The organism is Candidatus Zixiibacteriota bacterium, assembly GCA_029860345.1.
GTDB lineage: Bacteria > Zixibacteria > MSB-5A5 > GN15 > FEB-12 > JAJRTA01.
In genome coordinates, this window is sequence record JAOUBJ010000023.1 from 23,426 (window position 1) to 46,190 (window position 22,765).

The 22,765-nt window shown below is 54.5% G+C and carries 18 protein-coding genes; 13 read left to right on the forward strand and 5 right to left on the reverse strand.

Annotation, left to right across the window (positions count from 1 at the left end; all coding sequences use genetic code 11):
• The first annotated feature begins 9 nt into the window (after window positions 1-9).
• Both OEV49_16875 and OEV49_16880 read left to right on the forward strand, forming a co-directional pair.
• Complete coding sequence (locus OEV49_16875; GenBank protein ID MDH3892737.1) at window positions 10-789, forward strand: enoyl-CoA hydratase-related protein; 780 nt, start codon at window positions 10-12, stop codon at window positions 787-789.
• 101 nt (window positions 790-890) lie between these two features.
• Window positions 891-2,036 carry an acyl-CoA dehydrogenase family protein gene (locus OEV49_16880; protein ID MDH3892738.1) on the forward strand — a complete coding sequence of 382 codons (1,146 nt, stop codon included), beginning with the start codon at window positions 891-893 and terminating at the stop codon, window positions 2,034-2,036.
• Window positions 2,037-2,130: 94 nt separating this feature from the next.
• On the opposite strand, the gene OEV49_16885 is transcribed toward OEV49_16880, so the two are convergent.
• Window positions 2,131-3,000 carry a hypothetical protein gene (locus tag OEV49_16885; GenBank protein ID MDH3892739.1) on the reverse strand — a complete coding sequence of 290 codons (870 nt, stop codon included), beginning with the start codon at window positions 2,998-3,000 and terminating at the stop codon, window positions 2,131-2,133.
• Between the two features lie 73 nt (window positions 3,001-3,073).
• Window positions 3,074-3,874, reverse strand: a complete 801-nt coding sequence (locus OEV49_16890) for a RelA/SpoT domain-containing protein (protein MDH3892740.1) — start codon at window positions 3,872-3,874, stop codon at window positions 3,074-3,076.
• A gap of 424 nt (window positions 3,875-4,298) precedes the next feature.
• Between OEV49_16890 and OEV49_16895 the strand changes: the two genes are divergently transcribed.
• From OEV49_16895 to OEV49_16945, 11 genes are all read left to right on the forward strand, one after another.
• Window positions 4,299-4,844, forward strand: a complete 546-nt coding sequence (locus OEV49_16895) for a 2-oxoacid:acceptor oxidoreductase family protein (GenBank protein ID MDH3892741.1) — start codon at window positions 4,299-4,301, stop codon at window positions 4,842-4,844.
• Window positions 4,837-6,486 carry an FAD-dependent oxidoreductase gene (locus OEV49_16900; protein MDH3892742.1) on the forward strand — a complete coding sequence of 550 codons (1,650 nt, stop codon included), beginning with the start codon at window positions 4,837-4,839 and terminating at the stop codon, window positions 6,484-6,486. Before OEV49_16895 ends, OEV49_16900 begins: the two co-directional genes overlap by 8 nt.
• Window positions 6,483-7,637 carry a pyruvate ferredoxin oxidoreductase gene (porA, locus tag OEV49_16905; GenBank protein ID MDH3892743.1) on the forward strand — a complete coding sequence of 385 codons (1,155 nt, stop codon included), beginning with the start codon at window positions 6,483-6,485 and terminating at the stop codon, window positions 7,635-7,637. The genes OEV49_16900 and porA overlap by 4 nt, the downstream gene beginning before the upstream one ends.
• Window positions 7,634-8,536 (forward strand): thiamine pyrophosphate-dependent enzyme, encoded by a 903-nt coding sequence (locus tag OEV49_16910; protein MDH3892744.1) that lies wholly within the window; start codon window positions 7,634-7,636, stop codon window positions 8,534-8,536. The genes porA and OEV49_16910 overlap by 4 nt, the downstream gene beginning before the upstream one ends.
• A gap of 10 nt (window positions 8,537-8,546) precedes the next feature.
• Window positions 8,547-9,863 carry a LeuA family protein gene (locus OEV49_16915; GenBank protein ID MDH3892745.1) on the forward strand — a complete coding sequence of 439 codons (1,317 nt, stop codon included), beginning with the start codon at window positions 8,547-8,549 and terminating at the stop codon, window positions 9,861-9,863.
• Window positions 9,864-9,930: 67 nt separating this feature from the next.
• Window positions 9,931-11,202, forward strand: a complete 1,272-nt coding sequence (locus tag OEV49_16920) for a 3-isopropylmalate dehydratase large subunit (GenBank protein ID MDH3892746.1) — start codon at window positions 9,931-9,933, stop codon at window positions 11,200-11,202.
• A gap of 1 nt (window position 11,203) precedes the next feature.
• A complete protein-coding gene (locus tag OEV49_16925; GenBank protein MDH3892747.1) occupies window positions 11,204-11,698 on the forward strand; it encodes a 3-isopropylmalate dehydratase small subunit in 495 nt (164 codons plus the stop codon).
• A gap of 49 nt (window positions 11,699-11,747) precedes the next feature.
• Window positions 11,748-12,164, forward strand: a complete 417-nt coding sequence (locus OEV49_16930) for a DUF2087 domain-containing protein (GenBank protein ID MDH3892748.1) — start codon at window positions 11,748-11,750, stop codon at window positions 12,162-12,164.
• A gap of 476 nt (window positions 12,165-12,640) precedes the next feature.
• Window positions 12,641-13,717, forward strand: a complete 1,077-nt coding sequence (locus tag OEV49_16935; GenBank protein ID MDH3892749.1) for a 3-isopropylmalate dehydrogenase — start codon at window positions 12,641-12,643, stop codon at window positions 13,715-13,717.
• Window positions 13,718-13,781: 64 nt separating this feature from the next.
• The gene (locus tag OEV49_16940; protein MDH3892750.1) at window positions 13,782-14,975 is read left to right on the forward strand and encodes a thiolase family protein; all 1,194 of its coding nucleotides are present in this window, start codon (window positions 13,782-13,784) and stop codon (window positions 14,973-14,975) included.
• A gap of 334 nt (window positions 14,976-15,309) precedes the next feature.
• The gene (locus OEV49_16945; GenBank protein ID MDH3892751.1) at window positions 15,310-17,436 is read left to right on the forward strand and encodes an acetate--CoA ligase family protein; all 2,127 of its coding nucleotides are present in this window, start codon (window positions 15,310-15,312) and stop codon (window positions 17,434-17,436) included.
• Between the two features lie 20 nt (window positions 17,437-17,456).
• On the opposite strand, the gene OEV49_16950 is transcribed toward OEV49_16945, so the two are convergent.
• The 3 genes from OEV49_16950 to OEV49_16960 all read right to left on the reverse strand — a co-directional run bounded on the left by OEV49_16950 (window position 17,457) and on the right by OEV49_16960 (window position 22,308).
• Window positions 17,457-18,968, reverse strand: coding sequence for a hypothetical protein (locus OEV49_16950; protein MDH3892752.1), 1,512 nt, complete (start codon window positions 18,966-18,968; stop codon window positions 17,457-17,459).
• Entirely contained in the window at window positions 18,965-21,637 is a 2,673-nt protein-coding gene (locus tag OEV49_16955; GenBank protein ID MDH3892753.1) for a VCBS repeat-containing protein, read from the reverse strand. Before OEV49_16955 ends, OEV49_16950 begins: the two co-directional genes overlap by 4 nt.
• An 83-nt stretch (window positions 21,638-21,720) precedes the next feature.
• Entirely contained in the window at window positions 21,721-22,308 is a 588-nt protein-coding gene (locus OEV49_16960; GenBank protein ID MDH3892754.1) for a hemerythrin domain-containing protein, read from the reverse strand.
• Between the last annotated feature and the right edge of the window lie 457 nt (window positions 22,309-22,765).

The window sequence follows — 22,765 nt, forward strand, 5'->3', positions numbered from 1 at the left end:
GAAGGTGTCATGGATTATAAGAATATCAAACTGGACAAAGAAAACGGTGTCGGCATCGTCACGATCAGTCGACCAGAAGTGCTCAATTCACTCAACGATGAAACGATCGCCGACCTGCACGCCTGTTTCGATTACATCGCCACCGACAATGACATCCGCTGCGTCATTCTCACCGGCGAGGGGAAGGCATTCGTGGCCGGTGCCGATATCGGTGAGTTGGCCACCTGCGATGTGATCAGTGGACGGGCTAAGTGTGATCGCGGTCAGTCGCTGCTTTTCAAGATGGAAAAGCTACCCAAGGCGATCATTGCGGTCGTCAACGGTTTTGCTCTCGGCGGCGGCTGTGAGATTGCTATGGCTTGTGACATTCGTCTGGCTTCGGCCAAAGCCAAACTGGGTCAACCGGAAGTATCGCTGGGAATCATTCCGGGCTATGGCGGCACCCAGCGGCTGACCCGGCTGGTCGGGTTCGGCAAGGCCAAGCAGTGGATTTTCACCGGTGATATCTATCCAGCCGACGAGGCTTACCGGATAGGGCTGGTCGATGAAGTCCATCCTCCGGACGAGCTGATGGACAAGGCCATGGAGATGGCGCAGAAGATTGCCTCGCGCGGGCCGCTGGCTGTCGCGGCGGCCAAGGAAGCGATCAATCGCGGCTGCAATGTCACACTCGACGCCGGGTGTGAACACGAGGCTGCTCTGTTCGCCGGAATCTGCGTTACCAAAGACAAAAAGGAAGGCACTAACGCCTTTCTGGAGAAACGCAAAGCGGAGTTTGTCGGCCAGTAACATCCCGATAATTTACCTGTCCGTTTTAGTTTGACCTGCAAGCGGGAGTCGCTTAGACTCCCGCTTAAGTTTATGCAATAGCGAAGCAGACAGGATGTGATATGGACTTTGCACTGAATGAAGATCACCTGGCCGTCCAGGAAGTGGCGCGCACCTTTACCGAGAAGAAACTGAAACCAAAGGCCGAAGAGTTCGATGCCGAGCAGCGAATAGATCGTGATCTGCTCAAGGAGATGGGCGAACTCGGCCTGATGGGCATCACACTGCCGGAACAGTACGGTGGCGGTGAGATGGATGCCGTCTCTTACATGGTGACCAGCGAAGAATTGTCGCGCGGTTGTCCGTCGCATTGCGGGGTGGTCATGCTGCACAATTCGCTCTATGGTTTTCCGTTGGTGAAGCACGGCACCGAAGAACAGAAGCAGAAGTATCTCCCGCCCGTCTGCACGGGTGAGTACATAGGAGCCTTCGCCCTATCTGAGCCGGGCGCCGGTTCCGATGCCGCCTCGCTTACCACTACCTACCAGGAGACCGACGACGGCTACGTTATCAACGGCACCAAGATATTCATCACGATGGGTTCGATGTGCGACAACTGTCTGGTCTTTGCGATCAAGGAAAAGGGCGGCGGACCCAAGGCGATCAGCGCTTTCCTGGTTGATCGCAATACTGAGGGGTTCGAGATCGGCACCAATGAAAAAAAGATGGGTTTCAAAGCCTCGCCGACTTCCGAGTTGATCTTCGCAGACTGCAAAGTGCCCAAAGACGCCCTGCTTGGAAGAGAAGGGGAGGGGTTCAAGATTGCTATGTCGACGCTCGATGGTGGACGGATCAGTGTCGGCGCCATGGCCGTCGGGATCGCTCAGGAGGCACTGGAGTTGGCCGTCAAGTACTCGCAGGAGCGTGAACAGTTCGGCAAACCGTTGGCGGCTTTTCAGGCGATTCAATTTCACTTGGCCGATATGTCGGTACAGGTTGAGGCGGCGCGCAATCTTGTCTACAAGGCGGCTTGGTTGAAAGACCAGGGTGAGCCGTACACCATGGCCGGGGCACAGGCCAAACTATTCGCCTCTGAGATGTCGACCAAAGTGACGCACTCAGCCGTGCAGGTGATGGGTGGTTATGGTTATTGCAGCGAGTACCACGTCGAACGATTGTACCGCGATGCCCGTGTCACTGAATTGTTCGAAGGTACTTCCGAGATGCAACGAATCGTCATCGCCCGCCAGTTGATGCCCCGGAGGTGATGGGGGGGCGGACTATCCTTCGGCAGCCGGCACCGAGAGGGGAATCCTGAGACTTGCCGAGAAGCCCTGATTGTATATCATTTGCATGGGAACTTCAGTTAAGGTCTATTCCTTCGTCTTTCGCGATTTGCAAAACTTCCTTTTTCTTGAGGCTATCAAAATGCATCTCGTCCTCGGGATAGTTATCGTGATCTGCCTTCAAAACCACCTTGAGTTCTTCGGCAGTCATGAAAACAAAACACTCTTTCATTTTTGCGAGAGTCTCAACGGGCTTAACATTCTTCTTGTCTGTTAGGATTGCGATCTTCTTCTTCTGAAAACGCACTAGGGTCTCCGGATCATAATACGATTTGTGCGCCCAACGTTCTGGCTCGTTTGGGCGATGCCACCTTTCCCAGTATACTGCCATCGGGGCCAGTCTGAAGTGCTCCGGCTGGCGCGTAAGTGAGCAAAAGACATCCACATCTGGGTTATTGATCAATTCCGGTAGAACCGTGCGTTTGATTCTGTCACGATCTCCGTTTTTCCTAATCATCACAACTGGCCCGCAAACGATCTGTGTGCGGTAGGGAAGGACCCCGTCGTGTGTCCAACCGGTGGCAAGCCTTAGTTCATCTTCAAGCGTTGCCAGGAATCTCTCGTCGTAAATGGTACTGTTGAGTTCACCAGCAACAATGCACTGTTCCGGGCCGAATTTCCTTAGACAGGCTACGACAGGCACTAAATGCTTCTGATTCACCCGTCCAAGCTTCACTTCACCGCCCTCATCGTCCTTCACCGGTGGGATTCCATGAGGTATGGGAGGGATTGTCACCAGCCCACTCTCTTGAAATGTCGAATCCCTCCCAGGAAGACCTATCACATTCTCGTCGGCAGGCACTAATTCCAGAGAGTATCTTTCTCGGTACTTCTTGTAGGGGCCCTTTATCCAGCTATCTATTGTCTCGGAAGATACAATTTTCATAACTCTACCGTTGCGTCGCTGTCTTACAACTCCCTTAAGATCGTATCTGCTGGTCTTACTCAGAACAACCTCCCTATGACTCGTTAATAAATGTTCTAGTGATACCAAACATGTAGTCAGTGGCCTGAAGTCCGCGAGAGAGACCTGCCATCTGCCGATACGCAATGGGTAAAAGAAGCTGACGACCCGGCACCTCCAGGGTCTTCATCAACATGTCATGCCCAAAAAGTGACCAGGCATTGCCGAGTAGCGTCTGAATCTGTAATTCTGCCTTTCGGAACCGTGGAGCACCTCGACTTGGCACCCTCACGTACAAATGACAACCATAGTAGCCATCCCTTTTCGGCTTCACCCTGAAGTCCTTATACTCCTTGAAAACTTTGTACTCATTTGTCTCGAGATATTCCCTCACAAAATCGAGACACCTGTCAAAGTCTTCGATACATGCTAAAACAAGACGACCTCCCAAGAGATCCTTCACGGAGGAGTATGCTGATTTCAGTCGATCTGCGCTGGTCAGCAGACTTAGGTATTCATCGCCGTTGGATTCGGGCCAGGATTCATCAAATCCACAATCGGCCCATACTTTATTGAAGAGCTTAATCCTGAGACTTGTATCCTGCTTAACACGCACATTGGAACTGTAGAAGACCTTCGCACCATGAGGAAGATTCTTACCAATATCTGACGAAACTGACTTAGCGCGCAAGTCCATAAGGCCCTGCTCAAGAACTTGCTCAGCAGCTTGACAGACCATTCTATCCGTTTGCCATGACGACATAATTTTTGCGCAACTGTCGGAGAATTGGAAGGCGCTGTAAAGATCGAAGCGGATGTTTGCTCTTTTCTTGTCATTCATAACTACTTCTTCCATACGATCCGCTCCACAATAGACTGCCATTTAAGCCCCCGAAAGGGGACCGCCGAGTGTCTTTACCTTGTAACAACAAAGTCGGAATGTAAAGTCCATTCTCTTAGTTGTCAATAAAGAAACTGACGGTGGCAATTGCTAGTATTTCGGCTACAAGCCGGTATGTACACCCGAAGTATACGAAAAGTGTTGGCCTTTGTCAAAGCCTACAACTCAATTCATTCCCCACCAATTCACGCACCACAGGACTTGCGCCGGGGGCGCCGTTTGCCTTAATTATGCTGTCCGTGTGTGAATGCTTCGGCAAAGAGTAGGTCAGGTCCTTTACGGACCTGACACAGATGTCAGGACCACAAGGGTCCTGACCTACAACTGTCTGACCTACAACTGTCGAAGCGATGGAACGTCTCGGCACTGAGTAGATAGTATGAAAGAAATTACCTTTTTTGGTCGCGGCGGCCAAGGCGCCGTGGTAGCATCGGAAATCCTGACCGATGCATACTTCCGTCAGGGATACCATGTGCAGTCGTTCCCCTCATTCGGCGTGGAACGTCGCGGTGCACCGGTGACGGCCTTTCTGCGTACCGACAAGCAGTTTATTCACCTGCGTAGCCAGATATACCAAGCCGACGCCGGGCTGGTTTTCGCGTCCAACATTGTCGGGTCGCCGACTTTCAGACCATCGGTGAAACCGCAGGCACTGCTCGTTATAAACGCACCGACCCTTCCAGAGAACCTGAACGGTTTCGACGTGTCGATCATCGATGCGAGTTCCATCGCCCTCAAGTGCGGCCTGGGTTCCGCCGCTCAACCGTTGGTCAACACCGCTATGTTGGGCGCCTTTGCAAAAGCTGCCGGTAATCTGAAGTTGAAGCACCTGCTGGCCTCGGTCGAAAGTAAGGTGCCGCAGAAGACTGAGGCGAATCTCCAGGCGGTCAAACTCGCCTACGGATCGGTAGTACATTGTGAGTAAATTCGTTGCCTTCAAGACGATGTCGGAGATGCCGGAACTGCCGGTCAGTCAGGCTCGCATGTCGTGGAACAAGACCGGTTCCTGGCGCTCCAGCACACCGGGACACCAGGGCAAGCTACCGCCCTGCAATTTCAACTGTCCAGCCGGTGAAGACATTCGCGGCTATCTTGACCTGATGAAAAAGGGAAAGGTATCCGACGCTTTCAAACTGCTTACCAAAGCGAACCCGCTGCCTGCTGTCTGTGGGAATGTCTGCTATCATCCCTGCCAGACCAACTGCAACCGCCACAATTTCGATACCGAGCTGCAAATCCGGTCAGTAGAACGTTTGATTGGCGACTGGGGTATCGAGACCGGCTTTCGACCGACGCTGCCTGCCACCGGCTCGAAGAGAGTTGCTGTCATCGGCGCCGGCCCGGCCGGTTTGGCGGCCGCCCACTACCTCAGACAGAGCGGCGTGAACGTGGTTCTCTACGACGAGAACAAAAAACCGGGTGGTATCCTACAGTATGGTATCCCATCATACCGTCTGGACAAAGATGTACTGAAAGCGGAACTCGATCGCGTTCTTGACGGCGTCGAGTTCAAAGGTAACTTGCGGCTGGGGTCCGACTTTGACCTGGCTTCGCTGGCCGAATTCGATGCCATCTTTCTGGCCACCGGCGCACATACATCCAAACGGATGTATGCCGAGGGGGAAGACCTGCCCGGGGTCGAGTCCGGACTTGGCTTTCTCAAACGTGTTAATTCGGGCGAATCTGTTCAGTTTGAAGGCAAACAGGTGTTGGTTGTCGGGGGCGGCAACACCGCCTGCGATGTGGCCCGGACCGCCTACCGCCTGGGGGGCAGCGTGACTGTGGCCTATCGACGGACCGAGCATGAAATGCCGGCCTTTGCCGAAGAGGTCGAACAAATGAAAACAGAACCTATCGACCTTGAGTTTCTGGTGGCGCCTTTCAGGCTGACGCCAACCACTGATGGTCGGTTATGCGTGGCTTGTCACCGGATGGAGTTGGGGGAGCCGGACGACGATGGTCGCCGCAGGCCGGTTGTCATCGATGGCGCCGACTTTGATATTACCGTTGATGTTGTTTTCACCGCTATCGGTGAGGACCCAGATCTCAGTGCGGCCGCCGGATTGGATTATGACTCAAGCGGCTCACTTGATTTGTCGCAGGTTGATCCGCAACTGCGTGACAAACTGTTTATCGGGGGTGACATCCTGCCTCAGCCGCGAACAGTGCCGCACGCCGTGGCCTCGGGCCGTTTGGCCTCAGAGCAGATAAACGCCTTCCTGCAAGGTGTACAGGTGGCAAAGCCGTCAGCAGTTGCCGAGGTGGCCACCGAGGAGGATGTCAATTTCGCGTACTTCACCCGGCTCAACGCCGCGCAACGAGCCAGTTTGTCCTCAGGACAAGGTATCTCATCGGATAAGGCAGCGGCCACCGACGAAGCCAACCGCTGCTTATCGTGCGGCGTATGCTTTGAGTGTGACAACTGCTACAATTTCTGCCCCGATCTGGCTGTCGTGCGTACGCCCGACGGATACCAGGCCAATCTTGACTACTGCAAAGGTTGCGGCATCTGTGCCAAAGAGTGTCCCTCCGGCACGCTCGGTATGCAGGGAGGTCGGGTGGCATGAAACAAGTCATGTCCGGCAACGAAGCGGTCTCAAAGGCGGTCAAGCTCTCTCGCGTACAGGTCATCTCGGCCTATCCAATTACACCCCAGACTACGATCTCTGAGAAACTGTCGGAGATATGCGGCTCCGGTGAGTTGGATGCTCGATTTGTCAAAGTTGAATCGGAACACTCGGCTATGGCCACGCTGATCGGCGCGGCCTCGACCGGTGTGCGATCATTCACGGCAACCTCGGCTCAGGGTCTGGCTCTTATGCACGAGCTTTTGTTCTGGGCATCGGGTGCGCGGTTGCCGATCGTGATGGTCGATGTCAACCGGGCTATGGCAGCGCCGTGGACTATCTGGTGCGACCAGACCGATTCGGTGGCCCAGCGCGATACCGGCTGGATGCAGTTTTACTGTTGGTCCAACCAGGAGATTCTGGACACTGTTATATGTTCGTTCAAGATTGCCGAACAGCTTCTGGTGCCAACGATGATTTGCTTCGATGGTTTTTTCATCTCGCACACGCACGAAGCCGTCGACTTGCCCAGTCAGAAACTTGTAGATAGCTTTCTGCCGCCGCGTCGCGCCGAATACAGGCTCGACACCGACGAACCGCGCACCTTCTCAGGTGGCACCATGCCCAACATGTTTATGGAGTTTCGTCACAAACTGCACTCGGCTTTCGAACGGGCACAAACTGTCATTGATGAAACCTACGCCCAGTTTGAAGGTTCCTTCGGTCGATCCTATCAGGCGGTGGAACCGTATTTCACCGAGGAAGCCGAGAGCACTCTTATCGTTACCGGCTCGGCCGCCTCGACGGCCTTTCACACCGTTCGGAAGCTGCGCGAACGGGGCCGCAAGGTCGGCCTTCTCAGGCTGCGGCAACTCAGACCATTCCCGGCTGAGGCGTTGTGCGCACAGATGAAAAACGACTCGGCTATCGCCGTGTTGGATCGCAATCTGTCCCCGGGGACCGGTGGCGTCTTTGCTCAGGAAGTGCGAGCTGCCCTTAGTCGCAACGATGTCGGTAAACAGGTGCATGAATTCGTGGCCGGCCTGGGCGGGCGGGACATTACCGTTAGCGATATTGAACGCATATTTGACGATCTTGAAAACAACAGCGCGAACTCGACGGATATTAATTGGGTGGGGCTGAACCAATGAACGACAGGCCCGACTACGAGTTCTGCGCCGGTCACGATTTCTACGGACACACCGCCTGTCCCGGTTGTGGTGAAAAGATACTTTTTCGCCATGTTCTGGACGTCCTCGGTCCGGACACCATGGTGGTGGCCCCGGCCGGTTGTGGCGCGGTGACCGACGGCGTCTTTCCGCATTCGCTGTCGCCGGTGCCCTACCTGCACGTGCCCTTCGGTGCTACTCCCTCGGCGGCCGCCGGAGTTCGGGCCGGATTGGAAATGTCGGGGCGCAGTCATGTCACCGTGCTGGCCTGGGCTGGAGACGGTGCAACGTTTGACATCGGCATGGGCGCCCTGTCGGCAATTGCCGAACGAAACGAGAATGTTCTCTATGTTTGCTACGATAACGAAGCTTACATGAACACTGGTATGCAACGAAGCTCGGCCACGCCGCAGGGAAGCTGGACCACGACCACCCCGGCCGCAAGGCTGAAAGACGAACCGAAGAAAGATATCGACGCCATCATGGCCGCCCATCGCATCCCATACCTGGCCACCGGATCACCTGCCTACCTGGATGATCTCAAAGCGAAGGTACAACGTGCGAAGGATATCCAGGGCCTGCGTTTTCTCCACTTATACTCCCCATGTCCCCCCGGCTGGAAGTCCGACCCGGCCGACAGTATTGCGATAGCGCGCATGGCTGTGGAGTCTAATGTTTTCCCGCTCTATGAACTCTACGACGGTGAACGATTCCGTCTCACCCACGAATCCGAGTCGGTTCCGCTGGAGGAATACCTAAAGCTCCAGGGACGATTTCGATTCATGTCGGATGAGGATGCAAAGGCGATGCAGGATTCTGTCGAACGCTCCTTTGCGGGCATGGTGGCGCGACACGATAAGTCAAAAGTGAAGCAAGTGTAAGGAAGTACTCATGGCTGACAAACCGTCCAAAGAAGAACTGATCTACGACTGGAATCGATACGACAAGTTCAGATTCCGATATAAGGAAGGCCTCGAATTCGACGACGAGACACTTCGTGATGGGCTCCAGTCGCCCTCGATCACCGATCCCAGTATCGAAGAGAAGCTTGAGCTTCTGGAGCTGATGGAAGGACTGGGCATTCAATGCGCCGACATCGGGCTGCCCGGCTCCGGACCGCGGGCACAGGCGGATATTGCCGCCATGGTAAACCACATCGTCAAGAACAAGATGAAGCTGCGACCCAACTGCGCGGTGCGAACGGTCAAGGCTGATATCACGCCGCTGATCGAGGTTTCGCAGAAAACCGGTTACCCTATTGAAGCCTGCTCGTTCATTGGGTCCTCGCCCATTCGCCAATACGCCGAGGGCTGGACGATTGAGAAAATGGTGCAACTCACCGAGGATGCGGTCAGCTATGCCGTCGAGAACAAGCTGCCGGTTATGTATGTCACCGAAGACACCACACGCGCCGACCCGGAGACATTGAGGCGGCTCTTCACAGCGGCCATCAACGCAGGGGCCGAACGAATCTGCGTCTGTGACACGGTGGGACATGTGACGCCCATTGGAGTTCACTACTTGATGAAATTCGTCAAGAAACTGGTCAAGGCCATCAAGCCGGAAATCAAGATAGACTGGCACGGTCATTCCGACCGCGGGCTGGCCCTCCCCAACACTATGGCCGCGATCGGACAGGGGGCCGATCGGGTACACGCCACCGCTCTCGGTATCGGCGAGAGGGTCGGTAACACGGCCATGGATCTCTTGTTGATCAACCTAAAGCTCGAAGGAATTATCGACAGTGACCTCACCGGGTTGGCCCAGTATTGCAGGCTCGCCTCGAAGGCGTGCGATGCACCTATTGCATGGAACTATCCGGCCATGGGTCGTGACGCTTTTCGAACCTCCACCGGCGTGCATGCAGCAGCCATAATCAAAGCCCAGAACAAGGGGCATGACTACCTGGCCGACCGCGTTTACTCGGGCGTTCCGGCTGAGATGGTGGGGCTTAAACAAGTGATCGAGATCGGTTTTATGTCAGGAGTCTCCAATATCGTGTGGTGGCTCAAGATGAGAGGGATCGAACCGGACAAGAAACTTGTCGATGAGATCTTCAAAGCGGCCAAGCAACACAACCGCGTCCTCACAGAAGACGAACTTGAGGAACTGGTGAAGTTCCGTTCGTATGAAAAGGACGATGTACCGCTTGATACTCTTTCCAAATGGGATGAACAGATTGCATCCAAGACAGATGAGCCGGAGTAAGGCGCCGATGGCGATCATGTCTCCAAGTATTAATGTTATGACACCTAATTGACACAATGGATACCCAATGGGATATACGATAGCAGAAAAAATCCTGGCCGAACATGCCGGGTGCGAAGTGACCCCGGGCCAAATCGTCAACGTCCCGGTCGACATGGCCATGGCCAATGAATTGTCGGCCGCATTGGCCATCAAAGAACTGAACAACTGGGGCATCGACAAGTTGGCCGACTCGGACAAAGTCTGCCTGATTCCGGATCATTTTTCGCCGGCCAAAGATATCAACGCGGCCGGAATCGCACGGGTGGTGCGCGACTTTGCACGCAAGCACGATGTGAGGTGGTATCTCGAAGTGGGACGAGCCGGGATCGAACATGCTGTGCTGCCGATGGAAGGGATCATCATGCCGGGACAGATAATGGTCGGCGGCGACTCGCACACCTGCACGGCCGGCGCCGTTAACAGCTTTTCCACCGGTGTCGGTTCGACCGACATCGCTGCCGCCTGGGCAACCGGCGAGGTCTGGCTGAAAGTGCCTCAGTCGGCGCGCTTGACCTACACCGGCAAACTGCGTCCACACGTCTACGGCAAAGACATGATCCTGCACACCCTGAAGGACCTCGGCACCGCCGGCGCTACCTACATGGCCATCGAGTTTCAGGGCGAAGTGTTCGAACAATTGCCGATATGGGATAGGTTCACCATGGCCAACATGGCTATCGAAGCGGGCGCCAAGACCGGGTTGTTTCAGTTCGACGACAAGACCAAAGAACTGGTCGAGTCCACTCCACGATACAAGTCAGAACGTCCCGAATATACAATAGCGTCCCCCGACGCCGACGCTGTCTATGCGTTGGAACGCACCTACGACGTGACCGATCTCGAACCGCAGGTGGCCTGTCCTTTCTCACCGGACAATGTCAAGAACGTCTCCGATGTAAAGGACGTGAAGATCGACCAGGTGGTGATAGGTTCCTGCACCAACGGTTGGCTGGAGGACTTGCAGCATGCCGCCGAGATGTTCAAGGGTCGCAGTGTACATCCCGACGTGCGGGTGATCATCCTGCCCGGCTCGCAGAAGATTGCGCGACAGGCGTTCGACATGGGCCTGCCGCAGATATTTATCGACGCCGGATGCGTCTTTTCGACTTCAACCTGCGGGCCGTGTATCGGCGGCCACATGGGAGTGTTGGGCGAAAAGGAAGTTTGCGTCTCGACAACCAATCGGAATTTTGCCGGACGTATGGGACATCTGAGTTCCGAAGTTTACCTGACCAACCCGAGCATCGCGGCCGCTTCAGCGGTTCTGGGTCGTGTCGGGTCACCGGAGGAGTTGTAGTATGGATATCAAGGGAAAAGTATACCGGGTCGGCGACAATATCAACACCGACGTTATCATGCCGGGTCGCTGGTGCCATCTGACCGAAGAGGTCGATCTGGCCAAGCACTGCATGGAAGACTACGACACCGAGTTTGTAAATACGATCAACGTTGGCGATGTAATAGTGGCCGACGACAATTTCGGCTGCGGCTCATCGCGCGAGGTCGCGCCGTTGTCTTTCAAAGCAGTCGGGCTTGGCGGCGTCGTTGCCAAATCGTTCGCGCGCATTTTCTATCGCAACGCGATCAACATCGGCCTGCCGATTTTCGAGTCGCCGGAGTGTGTCGAAGTCACCGAGGCCGGTGATGAACTAGAAATCGACATGTTCGGCGGCAAGATCGTGAACAAGACCAAAGGCAAAGAGTTCACCTTTGCACCTTTCCCACCGTTCATGAAGACGATCATCGAAAAAGGCGGCCTCAAAGGCTGGGTGCTGGAGAGGCTGCGGGGGTAGTTCGCTTCCTACGTTTTGGGATGTTACCCTTATATGAGGATACAATAACATGAATACCAATATCGAATCGGTTACCACCGAAGAATTCAAACGGAGTCTTCCCAGACTGTGTCTCAGTCCGCGCGTTCTACCCAGGAAAAGACGTGACCTGCAGATTCTGTTCAAGAGCGTCGCCATAACACTGGATACGAAGAAGCAATACACGGCTGCCGAATTCGACCAGCACCTACAGTCCTGGTTGGAGAGTGTGGGCTCCGGTCTTCGAGTGGATCATGTCACCCTGCGGCGGCATCTTGTGGATGAGGATTATGTACGCAGGGATCGGGCCGGGGGAACCTACGTACCGGTCCGCCGGGCGCGGTCTGAAATCTTCGAGCCCGACGTTGAGGAGATTGATCCCTTGAGCCTGGTTAACGAAGCAATCCTTCAGCGAGAAGATCGAAAGCGTCGTCACCGGAGCAAGTAGGTCGGCAGGTCTGTTCAGGTTATGGTACTTAGGGTCGTGTCGCATTGTGTTGGGTACCGTTTCACAAGAAGACCAATGCCCTCCCGTTTTGTCATGTCGGACTTGATCCAGCACAGGTAAACCTGTTATTCGCGCTGAGCGCGTTATTCTACATCCGTAATCCTTATGTGAGCAGGGCTCCTAACTGGAGGTCCCAAGACTGGATTCCGGCCTTCGCCGGAATGACGGTGGAGGGCCACGCACGGCGATGGTAATCCAACTTTCCTCCTCCGCCTACTTGACCCAGAGGCGCATTCAATTATATTCCGACCTATTGATCCTGTAGCGGTAACACCCTTCGACTGCGCTCAGGGTGACAGGGTCAAGCCCTGTAATTGGCGCTTTGCGCCCTGCGTATTGGCATTCGACAACGGTACCCCACCCAGAGCAAGGCGTTGGGTGGGTTGTGATCAGATAACAACGAGAGGAAAAAGAACTTGCACAAGATAGCAGTTTTAGGCGGAGACGGAATCGGACCGGAAGTGACGACAGAAGCACTCAAAGTGCTCCAAGTTGCATCAGAACTTACAGGCTTCAAATACGAAACGACCGAGTATCCATTCGGATCGGAACATTACCTCAAGACAGGCGAACTGGTACCGGATTCGGTCTACGACGAATACCGTCAGCACGACGCTATCTACCTTGGCGCCATCGGTGACCCGCGCTGCGAAGTCGGCCTGGTCGAACGCGCAGTGATTGCAGGCATCAGGTTCAAGCTGGATCTGTATATCAATCTGCGACCGATCAAACTGTATTCCGAAGCACTCTGCCCGATCAAAAACAAAAAGTGCGAAGATGTCGACATGGTAGTCGTGCGCGAAAACACCGAAGATGTCTACACCGGTCTCGGCGGTATAATGAAGGCAGGCACACCGGATGAAGTGGCTATCGCCAACATGGTGTTCACGCGCAAAGGTTGCGAGCGGGCCGTGCGCTACGCTTTCGAACTGGCCAAAGCGCGCAACAAGGACAACAAAGTCACGCTGGTTGACAAGGCCAACGCAATCCGTGCCCAGGATATCTGGACCCGCACCATGGAAGAGGTCGGCTCCGAGTATCCCGATATCGAGAAGGACCATGCATACATTGACGCCGCCTGTATGTGGCTGGTGAAAAACCCTGAGTGGTTCGATGTTGTCGTAACCACTAACATTTTCGGTGACATTTTCACCGACCTCGGCGCTATGGTGCAGGGCGGTATGGGTATCGCCGCTTCCGGCAACATTCATCCGGGGCAGGTATCAATGTTCGAGCCAATCCACGGTTCGGCGCCCAAGTACAAAGACAAGAACGTCGCCTGTCCGATAGCCGCGATTATGGCCGGACAGATGATGCTTGATTTCCTTGGCGAGAAAGAGGGCGCCGCCGTTATAGAGAATGCGGTAACGTCGCTGCTAAAGTCAGGCAAGCTACCGTCGCTGGATGCCCGCAGCGGTTTCTCGACTTCGCAAGTCGGCGACATGGTTGTGGACGAACTGAAAAAAAGTAATACCCGCACGACCAGCGTCTGAAGACAACGCCGGTTATGCATATAGACAAAGACAGAGCAGAACGCATAGCGTAAGGAGAAAGACTATGGCGTTTACCAAAGCGTATGTTCCCTATGGAGGATACTGGAGCAGCCCCTACGCCAAATGGCAGGGGAGTTTTGCCGACATGCATTCGATGAAACTGGCCGCCACAACGGCTGCCAAGTTTTTTGAGGCGCGCAAGATCGCGCCGGACCGGTTTGACAATTGCTATCTCGGTTTGACCATTCCGCAGCAGCACAGTTTCTACGGCGGTCCCTGGTTGGCCGGATTGTTCGGCGATGGCGGCATTACCGGGCCCTGGATCAACCAGGCATGTATCACCGGCGCTGTCTGCGTCAAGATGGCTTCGCAGGACATTGACGGCGGGGTGGCTCAGTCCAGTCTTGTGGTTGCCGCCGACCGTTGCTCCAACGGTCCGCATCTGTACTATCCCAGCCAGTCCGCCCCGGGTGGAACAGGGAAGGCCGAAAACTGGGTGTGGGACAATTTCAGCTTCGATCCCTGGGCAAAGGGATCGATGATTCAAACGGCTGAGAACGTCGCCAAAGAGTGCGACATCTCAAAAGATGAACAGGACGAATTGACTCAGCGTCGGTTCGAACAGTACCAGATGGCCTTTGCCGACGACCGGGCTTTTCAGAAGAAGTACATGATTCCGGTCGAGGTCGGAAGGGGTAAGCGTGCGAAATCCATAGATGCCGACGAAGGTGTCTTCCCAACGACGCTCGACGGACTAAAGGGGCTCAAGCCGATGATGCCCGAAGGGACGGTTTCGTTCGGCTCACAGACTCACCCGGCCGATGGTAACTCCGGAATGATCGTTACGACCAAAGAGATCGCGGCTGAGTTGGCCACAGATTCCAAAATTGAAATCCAGTTTGTCGGATTCGGTACTGCCCGCACCAAGAAGGGTTACATGGCTATGGCGGTCGCTCCGGCGGCCAAAGCAGCGCTTGAGGACGCCGGTATCAGTGTTGGTGATTTGAAGGCTGTGCATACTCACAACCCGTTTGCGGTGAATGACATTCATCTGTCACGCGAACTGGGCTATGACAAAAACGAAATGAATAACTACGGCAGCCCGTTGATCTGGGGACACCCCCAGGGACCGACGGCTCTCCGGGTCATAATGGAACTAATCGAAGAATTGGCCACCAAGGGTGGCGGCTACGGTCTTTTTGCCGGATGCGCCGCCGGCGATACCGCGGCAGGATGTGTCGTGAAAGTATCCGGTTAGTATAGGCTATCTCAGTCCACGATTCACGGGCGGGTCTTTTTGGACTCGCCCGTTTCTATTCTTGGGCGTGGTGTACGTCCTCGTGCGCCACGCAACTGCAGGGGCAGACGGGGACGTCTGCCGCCCACAAGCTTACCTGTCTCGGATCGGACTCGCCCGTTTCTTTTGCGTATCTTGTCCTTTGCAACGTAAACAAGTCAATTGTGGTTAATGAAACCGAAGTAGTGTCGTTGACGGGCATTGATGCACTCTTGGCTCCGAATTCTCTTGCGCCCTCCGGCTATCGACACTTTATTCCGGTCGCTCTGACAACGAATGAACATAGGATATAGCGATGAATACAGAACTAGACGGCATTTTCAGGCCACGATCAATTGCAGTGATAGGTGCATCAAGCAAGAGGGGAACCATCGGCCACTCTATCCTGCACAATCTGATCGAGTACTCATTCAACGGCAAGGTATTTCCGGTCAACCCCAAGGCAAATGTTATTCACTCTATCAAATGCTATTCCACGATTCTCGATGTACCCGATGCTGTCGATCTGGCCATAATAATCGTCCCGGCCGACCACGTGGGACCTATCCTCGAACAGTGTGGTGACAAAGGTGTAAAGGGAGTGGTGGTGATCTCGTCGGGTTTCAAGGAAGTCGGTGAAGATGGAGTTGCCAAGGAGGAGGCACTGCTCAAGATCATTCGCAAGTATCGTATGCGGATGATCGGACCGAATTGTTTTGGCGTACTTAACACCGACCTCGAATACTCGATGAATGCCACGTTTTCCAAGGCCCAGCCGTTGCGTGGACGCATTGGATTCATGTCGCAATCGGGTGCGCTCGGCGAGGCTATTCTCGGTCTGGCCAATGATCTTAACCTCGGTTTTTCAATGTTCGCATCGGTAGGAAACAAGGCGGACATTTCCGGCAATGACATTTTGGCTTATTGGGCCGACGATCCAAATACCGATGTCATTCTCATGTATCTGGAAAGTTTTGGTGATCCCCGGGAGTTCACGCGCATCGCCCGGGAACTGTCGCGCAAGAAACCAATCGTTGCGGTCAAAGCGGGACGCACTGCCGCAGGCGCGCGGGCCGTCAGTTCGCACACCGGCGTGCTGGCCGGGTTGGATGTCGGCACCGATGCTCTGCTGGAGCAGTGCGGCGTCACCCGTGTGACTTCGATAGATGAATTGTTCGATGTCGCAGGAGCCTTATCAAACCAGCCAATACCGCGGGGAGACCGAATTGCCGTGATTACCAACGCCGGCGGCCCCGGCATTCTCGCCACCGATGCTGTTGTAAACCTCGGTATGAAGATGGCTACGTTCGACAAGAAGACTACCAAAATACTCAGGGAGAAACTGCCGTTGGTAGCGTCGGTCAACAATCCGGTTGATGTGATCGCCGCCGGTGGTCCGGACAGTTATCGTATCGCCATGGACGCAGTTTTGTCCGACCCTAATGTGGATGCTGTCATCGTGATCTTCGTGCCGCCGGTGGTTGTCGATCACAAAGCTGTAATTGATGAAATCGTCGCGGCTATCGACAATGACAAAAATCAAAAAACAGTGTTAGGCTGTTTCATGGCGATACCGTCCGGAATCGCCGGCTCTGAGGCAATGATCAAGCACAAGATACCTATCTACACATTCCCGGAATCAGCCGCCAAGGCCATGTCGGCTTTGGTGCGCCGTCGCCGATGGATCGACCGACCGATGAGCGAACCACAGGCATTCAAAGCGCACACGAAAGTCGTGCAGCAGATTATCGACAACGCTCGCGCCGACAATCGCCAAACTATCATCGGTGGTGAGGCCCTTGGCATCCTCGATGCTTACGGTGTGAACGTCGCCAGATCGATCAGGACTGAAACGGCCAGAGAGGCCTGTGTGATCGCCGGTGAACTCGGTTTCCCGGTTATTATGAAAGTGGACGGACCCGAAGTACTGCACAAGACCGAAGTGGGTGGTGTGTCGACCGATCTCAGGTCGGCCGAGGAAGTGTCGCTCGCTTTTGAATCGATGCGGGAAAACTGTGAGACGGCTCAAACCGGATTCTCCGGTGTGATCATACAGGAGTTGATCACCGGCGCGGTGGAGACAATCATAGGCATGAATCACGATCCGGCTTTCGGTCCGCTGATCATGTTCGGCCTGGGTGGTATTTTCGTTGAAGTGATGAAAGATGTTACCTTCAAGGTGCATCCGGTTACGCCGCATGATGCCAGGGAAATGTTAGAATCCATAAAGGGCTACCCGTTGCTCAACGGCTTCCGGGGCGCTCCCGCGGTTGACTTTGACTGTCTGGCAGAGACGATCCTCCGCCTGTCGCAGTTGGTGACGGATTTCCCCGAGATCGATTCGTTCGATGTTAACCCGTTCTTTGCAGCGGCCGACCGCAAGAACTCCAAAGCGGTTGATGCCCGCTTTATGTTACGATTGGAAAGACCCAGAATCGGCTGAGAACCTGTCGGCTCAGGTGCCTACCTTAGGTTGTCGTCCCGATAAGTGCGGTATAGCGGCGAGATATAGCGCTGTGAATGATCGACTAACTCGGCCTGAAGAGCCTCAGGGATTTCCACACGATACTTGATAAGATCAACCATCCGTTCAAACGATGTAATGGTTACCTCCCACCAGGGCGAAGGATCATTGATATGCGTCCTGATGAAGATCTGTTCAATTCCGAAATCGTGCGAGTTCAACCCGTTCATCCGATCATGTTCTTCACGGCATAGATAGGCAAACGACGGCGCCGGCCCCTCGTTAATCAAAAAGTCCCGACGCTCGGCAATGCCGCTGGATGACAATACACCCACACCGAAACCGTTAATGGCAAGATCCTCCTGAGGCACCAATAGGTGCAACGGCAAGTTGCCGATTACGATGGAGATGTCATCGAGCTTTATGCTCAACTCGATGTAACCGGACTGACTCGTTGGGCGGGCGCGCCTCTGCTCAGGCGACAGCCAGTTGTAATCCGTGTGTGGTGTTACGCGGGAAACCGATGCCTCATGCACCTTGGCGAGAAAACTAAGATCGAACTCCCGGCGGTCAGTGAAGGAGTACTTGCCCGGCTCGACAAAGTCCGACAGATAGCATCTCTTTGTCGTCATCTCACTCAACGTGGTCGGCTTTTCCTTTTGTCCGTCATTGTCCACCAGCACATACCCTTTGGCCAGTTTGCGCCGCGAATCCTGAGAAGAGTATCCGGCCACATCGTCGGAGCAAAGGGACACCGCAAAGCGTCCCAGCGTGTCGGTGACGGTGCGCAGCCGGGGCAAGTCGAGGGCGACCGGCTCGGTTGACCAGATGGTCGCCGCAGATGCAAACTCTTCGCTCACGCCGTTAGCCTCGGCCAAAAGTTTATTGTAGAGTTCCGGTGGCATATTGAACCACGAATGATAAATCTCACCGCTGCGATCGCTGGCATTGAGCTCCCACAGCCCCGGTTTGAGACAGTTGTTGATGACACCAACACGGATAGGGCGAACGAGCTCGTTAGGGACGAAACTGTAGTCACCGGACAGACGCCAGGGGGCGGCCTCCTCAAGACTGCTTTCGAAGTGTGCGCTTTTGTCGCCCGGGCGGCCGACCGGTACACTGAGCGAGTTGCGCGAATACTCAGCCAACATGAGATTATACGCATCGAACTCATCCGGTTGGTCGGCTGCATGATAGTGCAAACGCGGCACCAGGCGATCCAGAGGCAGGTTGACCACCTGCATCTCATGTTCTGAGTTCTTGGCGTGGAAGATGATCCGGGCTATGTTTCCCTCGGTCGTAATCTCCACTTGATCGACCTCCTCAAGCCAGTGGCCGCCGCGCAGGAACGACTGCGTAGAGGGGGTGTACAGGTAGCCTTTTTCGGTTACATCTTCAAGGGTGGGCGATACTTCTACTCGTCCCCAGTTGCTTTCCCGACAACCGATCCATAGAATCTGTCCGAGGATAGCAAAGGCCAAAACACCCAGAAGAAGGAGTCTACTCTTCAAAGCCACCTGACGACCCCTTCACTTTTGAAGATGAGCGCCGTCTTGTTGAAAGAACCATCCATCTCAATCCTGGTCATGGTGCGTTCAATATCGGGCCAATGTACTTCCAATGTGTGCGCACCGTCGGCGCCCAACCCGAAAAGCAGGTCCTCGAACTTATTCGAGAGGAAACCGCCCTGCCCGGACCTTTTGACCCGGAGGTGTTTTCCGTTCACTACCACTCTGGCGCCGATCGCATCGCGGTTGAAACTCCCCGGCGAGTCGTCGACCAGTCGTACCTTGAGCCAACGGTTTTCGGAATAAGTATTGATGAACAGTCGCGAATCACCCGGTTCGTAATCGGTGGGTGTTGGATAGTTGTAGTTATGGGCCGGCAACACATGGGGGCGTCCATCCATCATCACTTTCAAATTCATCGACCTGGAACTACGGCTGTCGTACCCGCCCTGGTTCCTGACCAGAATGTCGGCAAAGCCGTCACCATTGACATCGGCAGCTACTGCCGCTCGACCGTTTTCCGCCGTCTGAATCATGTCCTGGTTGGTCACTTTTTCCTGAATGTCCGGACCCTGCATGGCCCAGTTGGATCGGTCGAAGCTGTAGACCATATCTCGCTTGCCCCAATTCTGACGCGGCGCGCGACGATAGATTATGCCGTCCTCATCCAACCGGTCATAGCGCAGTTCTTTGATATTCAAAAGATGATGCTCAACAGTCTGATCGGCAAACCTCAGTTCACCGTCCGGCTTGGTGCAGTTGGCAAAGAACCTCCCCGGCCCGGTACCGGAAATAGGAAAGAGGCCGCCGCCACGACCATAGAGACATCCGACATAGTACAGATCAAGGGAGCCGTCGTTCTGAGCGTCGAAGCAGGTAGCACCCCACGCAAACTCATAAGCGTTAAGCTCGTTGGGATCAAACCGGGGCAGCGTGACTCCTTCCGGAGCATGCCGTCGGTAGTTGTTGGGGATGGTTACGTCGGGCGGCAGGACTTTGGACCGCTGCACCCGGTTGGCCAATTCAGTGTTAAAGTCGCGACCATCGATCAACGAATGGCGTGTGTCGTGCTTGTCGTTGTAAAACTGCGCGAAAATGGTTGCATTCAGGATCACCGGTTCGAACAGATCATAGGGATCCGGGGTTGCAAAGGCGTGATTCATGACGGCGCCACCGAGGTTGCCGACAAAAAGATCCTCGTGCAGATCGTTGTTAAGATCGCCGGGCGCAAAAGTCATCCAGTATCCTGATCGATGTGAGCGCGCATGCCGGCTGTGGACAAACTTTTCACCCCGCTGGTTGAGATACAACCGGGTGTAACCCATGTCGTTGGCCACCCATACATCGGGATAGCCGTCGTCGTTTACATCCTGGAGCAGTGCCGACCAGGAAATCTGGCCGTGCTCCCCTTCCTGTCCGTTGATGTTCAGGTACTCCGGTTGGAAGGCCTCATACTCCATGAACCAGATCGAGTATTCTTTTGGTAAGAAAGGAATCTCCCGTAGTTTGTAATAGTACGGCATCGGGTTTTCATCGTCGTAGACACCGTCCACATCCATCTCGCCAGCGCGTTCGACGAATTTCATTTCGCCCGTCTGGGCCAGTTGGTTGATGTATAGACAATTCGCCCCGCCGGCCCAGTACTGCGAACCACCGACCCAGTAGTCGATATCGCATGTGTTGCCCACGAAAACATCGAGGTCGCCATCAAGATCGATATCGGCCACCGACAGTGAGTAGGTCGCCCGGAATCCCTCGAGGCCGGATTCTCGACTTGCATCTTTCCACTCCGGTAAGCCATCGTTGTCGGCGTCACCCATATTCAGATACAGCGAGTTGGCGCCTTCGGCTTCGATACCGCGCGCCGATTCACGCTTGTCTTCGATGGAATGCCTCGGGGTGTAATCGACAAAATACAATCCCTGGGCAGCCAGCGGCTGTTTTGATTTTCTGGCCTCGCGTCCGACCGGATTGACAAACTGCATCAATACCCGCTGTGTTTTCGGATGTGACCAGAACATCCCTTTTGGTTCGTTGCCGACCAGGAGGTCCAGGCGGCCGTCATTGTTGAAATCGGCCGCGACCGCAACGTTGGAACCACGCCCCCACCGCTCCTCGGAGTCGTCGACGGATTCCCGGGGGTAGAGGTAATCCTCGACCAGCAACTCTTCTTTCACAAATTCATCATTCGCAGCAGCAGCTTTACCGGCCTGAATAAAGAGAGGATAACCGTCGCGGTCATTACCCCGATTGATGTACAGCCCATTGTGCTGGTAGCGCGGCTTATCTGTCAGGACACCGGCTTGGTCGGTGGGACGGGTCCAGTTCTGACCGTCCTGACAAAAGTAGACGTCCAAAAGGTCATCACCGTTGGCATCGAACAGCAGCACCCCGGCCGCGCCATACTGGCTGAACTGGTTGGACCAGCACTTGGCATCTTCATCGAAACAATCAAGCTCGTAGAATGGTCGCACGCGACCGGTCATATCAAACTGCTCACCGTCGGCCGACTCGCTCACCTGCTTAAGGTCCCGCAGGGCCTCCAGTGGCGTATCGTCTACGAAAGTAAGACTGCGCTCATAGACAGTGGTTCGCACCAAGTGGACAATAACTTGATTTCCGACCAGCACAACGACAATGAGCACAGCCAGGATTATCAAAAACAGTCGCATGTTACGTTCTAAAGATGTATTGCCAATGTTAATCGCTCACGCCGGGTTTGTATCATCCCAGCGTTTCGGAATCTCAAATGGGGTCATCGTTGCTCACACAGGCGGGCGATCCGGTCACTGGCCCCGTATGCTGTTTGGAGTTCCTGCACCAATTGTGAGGATTCAGTGTGGATATCCGCGGTAAACCGTTCCCGATGCACTCTGTCAAATTTGGCCGACAACTCACGCTGTTGTTCGGCTGTCAATAGCCGATCCACCGCGGGAAACAGGTTCAAGTCTTCTTTGCAGATGTGATGAGCCAACAGCAGCACATAGCTGCGAGCAAATTCTACGAAATCGGTGGTGTCGGGAGCCGCACCATCTATAATGGCCTCAATTTCATCATTAACTGACATCCGGAGAGCTCGTCCCATTGTATGTTCGGTGGAAAGTTCATTCACCAGCGGTACGATCTCCGACAGCCCCAGTGACTCAATGAGGTCAAAGAGCAGGTCTTCTTCTTTGGCATGGTGACAGTGATCGGCAAAGGCACTCATGAATTCCGTAATACGCACCAAGTCGGTGGCCGCAACCGGTTCCTTTCGCTCGATGCGATCACAGGCGGCATCCAGGACGGCCAGCATTTTTTTGATGGTATCGTGCTCCGACCTAAGAATCTCTGTAGCCTTCAACTATAACCTCACACTAACAGGTAACGCGCTCGTGACGCGAAAACTCATCTTTGGCTATTTCCGAACAAGTCATTGGTTTGACATCAAAACAAGCGACCCCTGTCTGACAGCCGTCGAGACCGATTTCCATTCGACTCACGCCGTCGAGATCGCCTGATATCGATTATAATGTCCATCCGGGGTCCACGCAAGCGATTTTCCGCACCAACTATCCGGACTGACCTGGACTCCAGATCCGCCGAGTGTCGCCGGCGCCCTTAGTTCTTACAACTATATACGCTGTGTCCCCTCGCCGGTTGGCCTGTCCACATTCTTCGGTTCGATTTGTAGTGTTCCCGCAAAGTGATAATGTCCTATTTGAGCAAAGTAGAAATGTCCTATTGATCAGCTATAATATGTCCCAAAAAGACAGGGATGTATATGGCCAGAGAGGACATTGTCAGGATGAGTTTGCGGG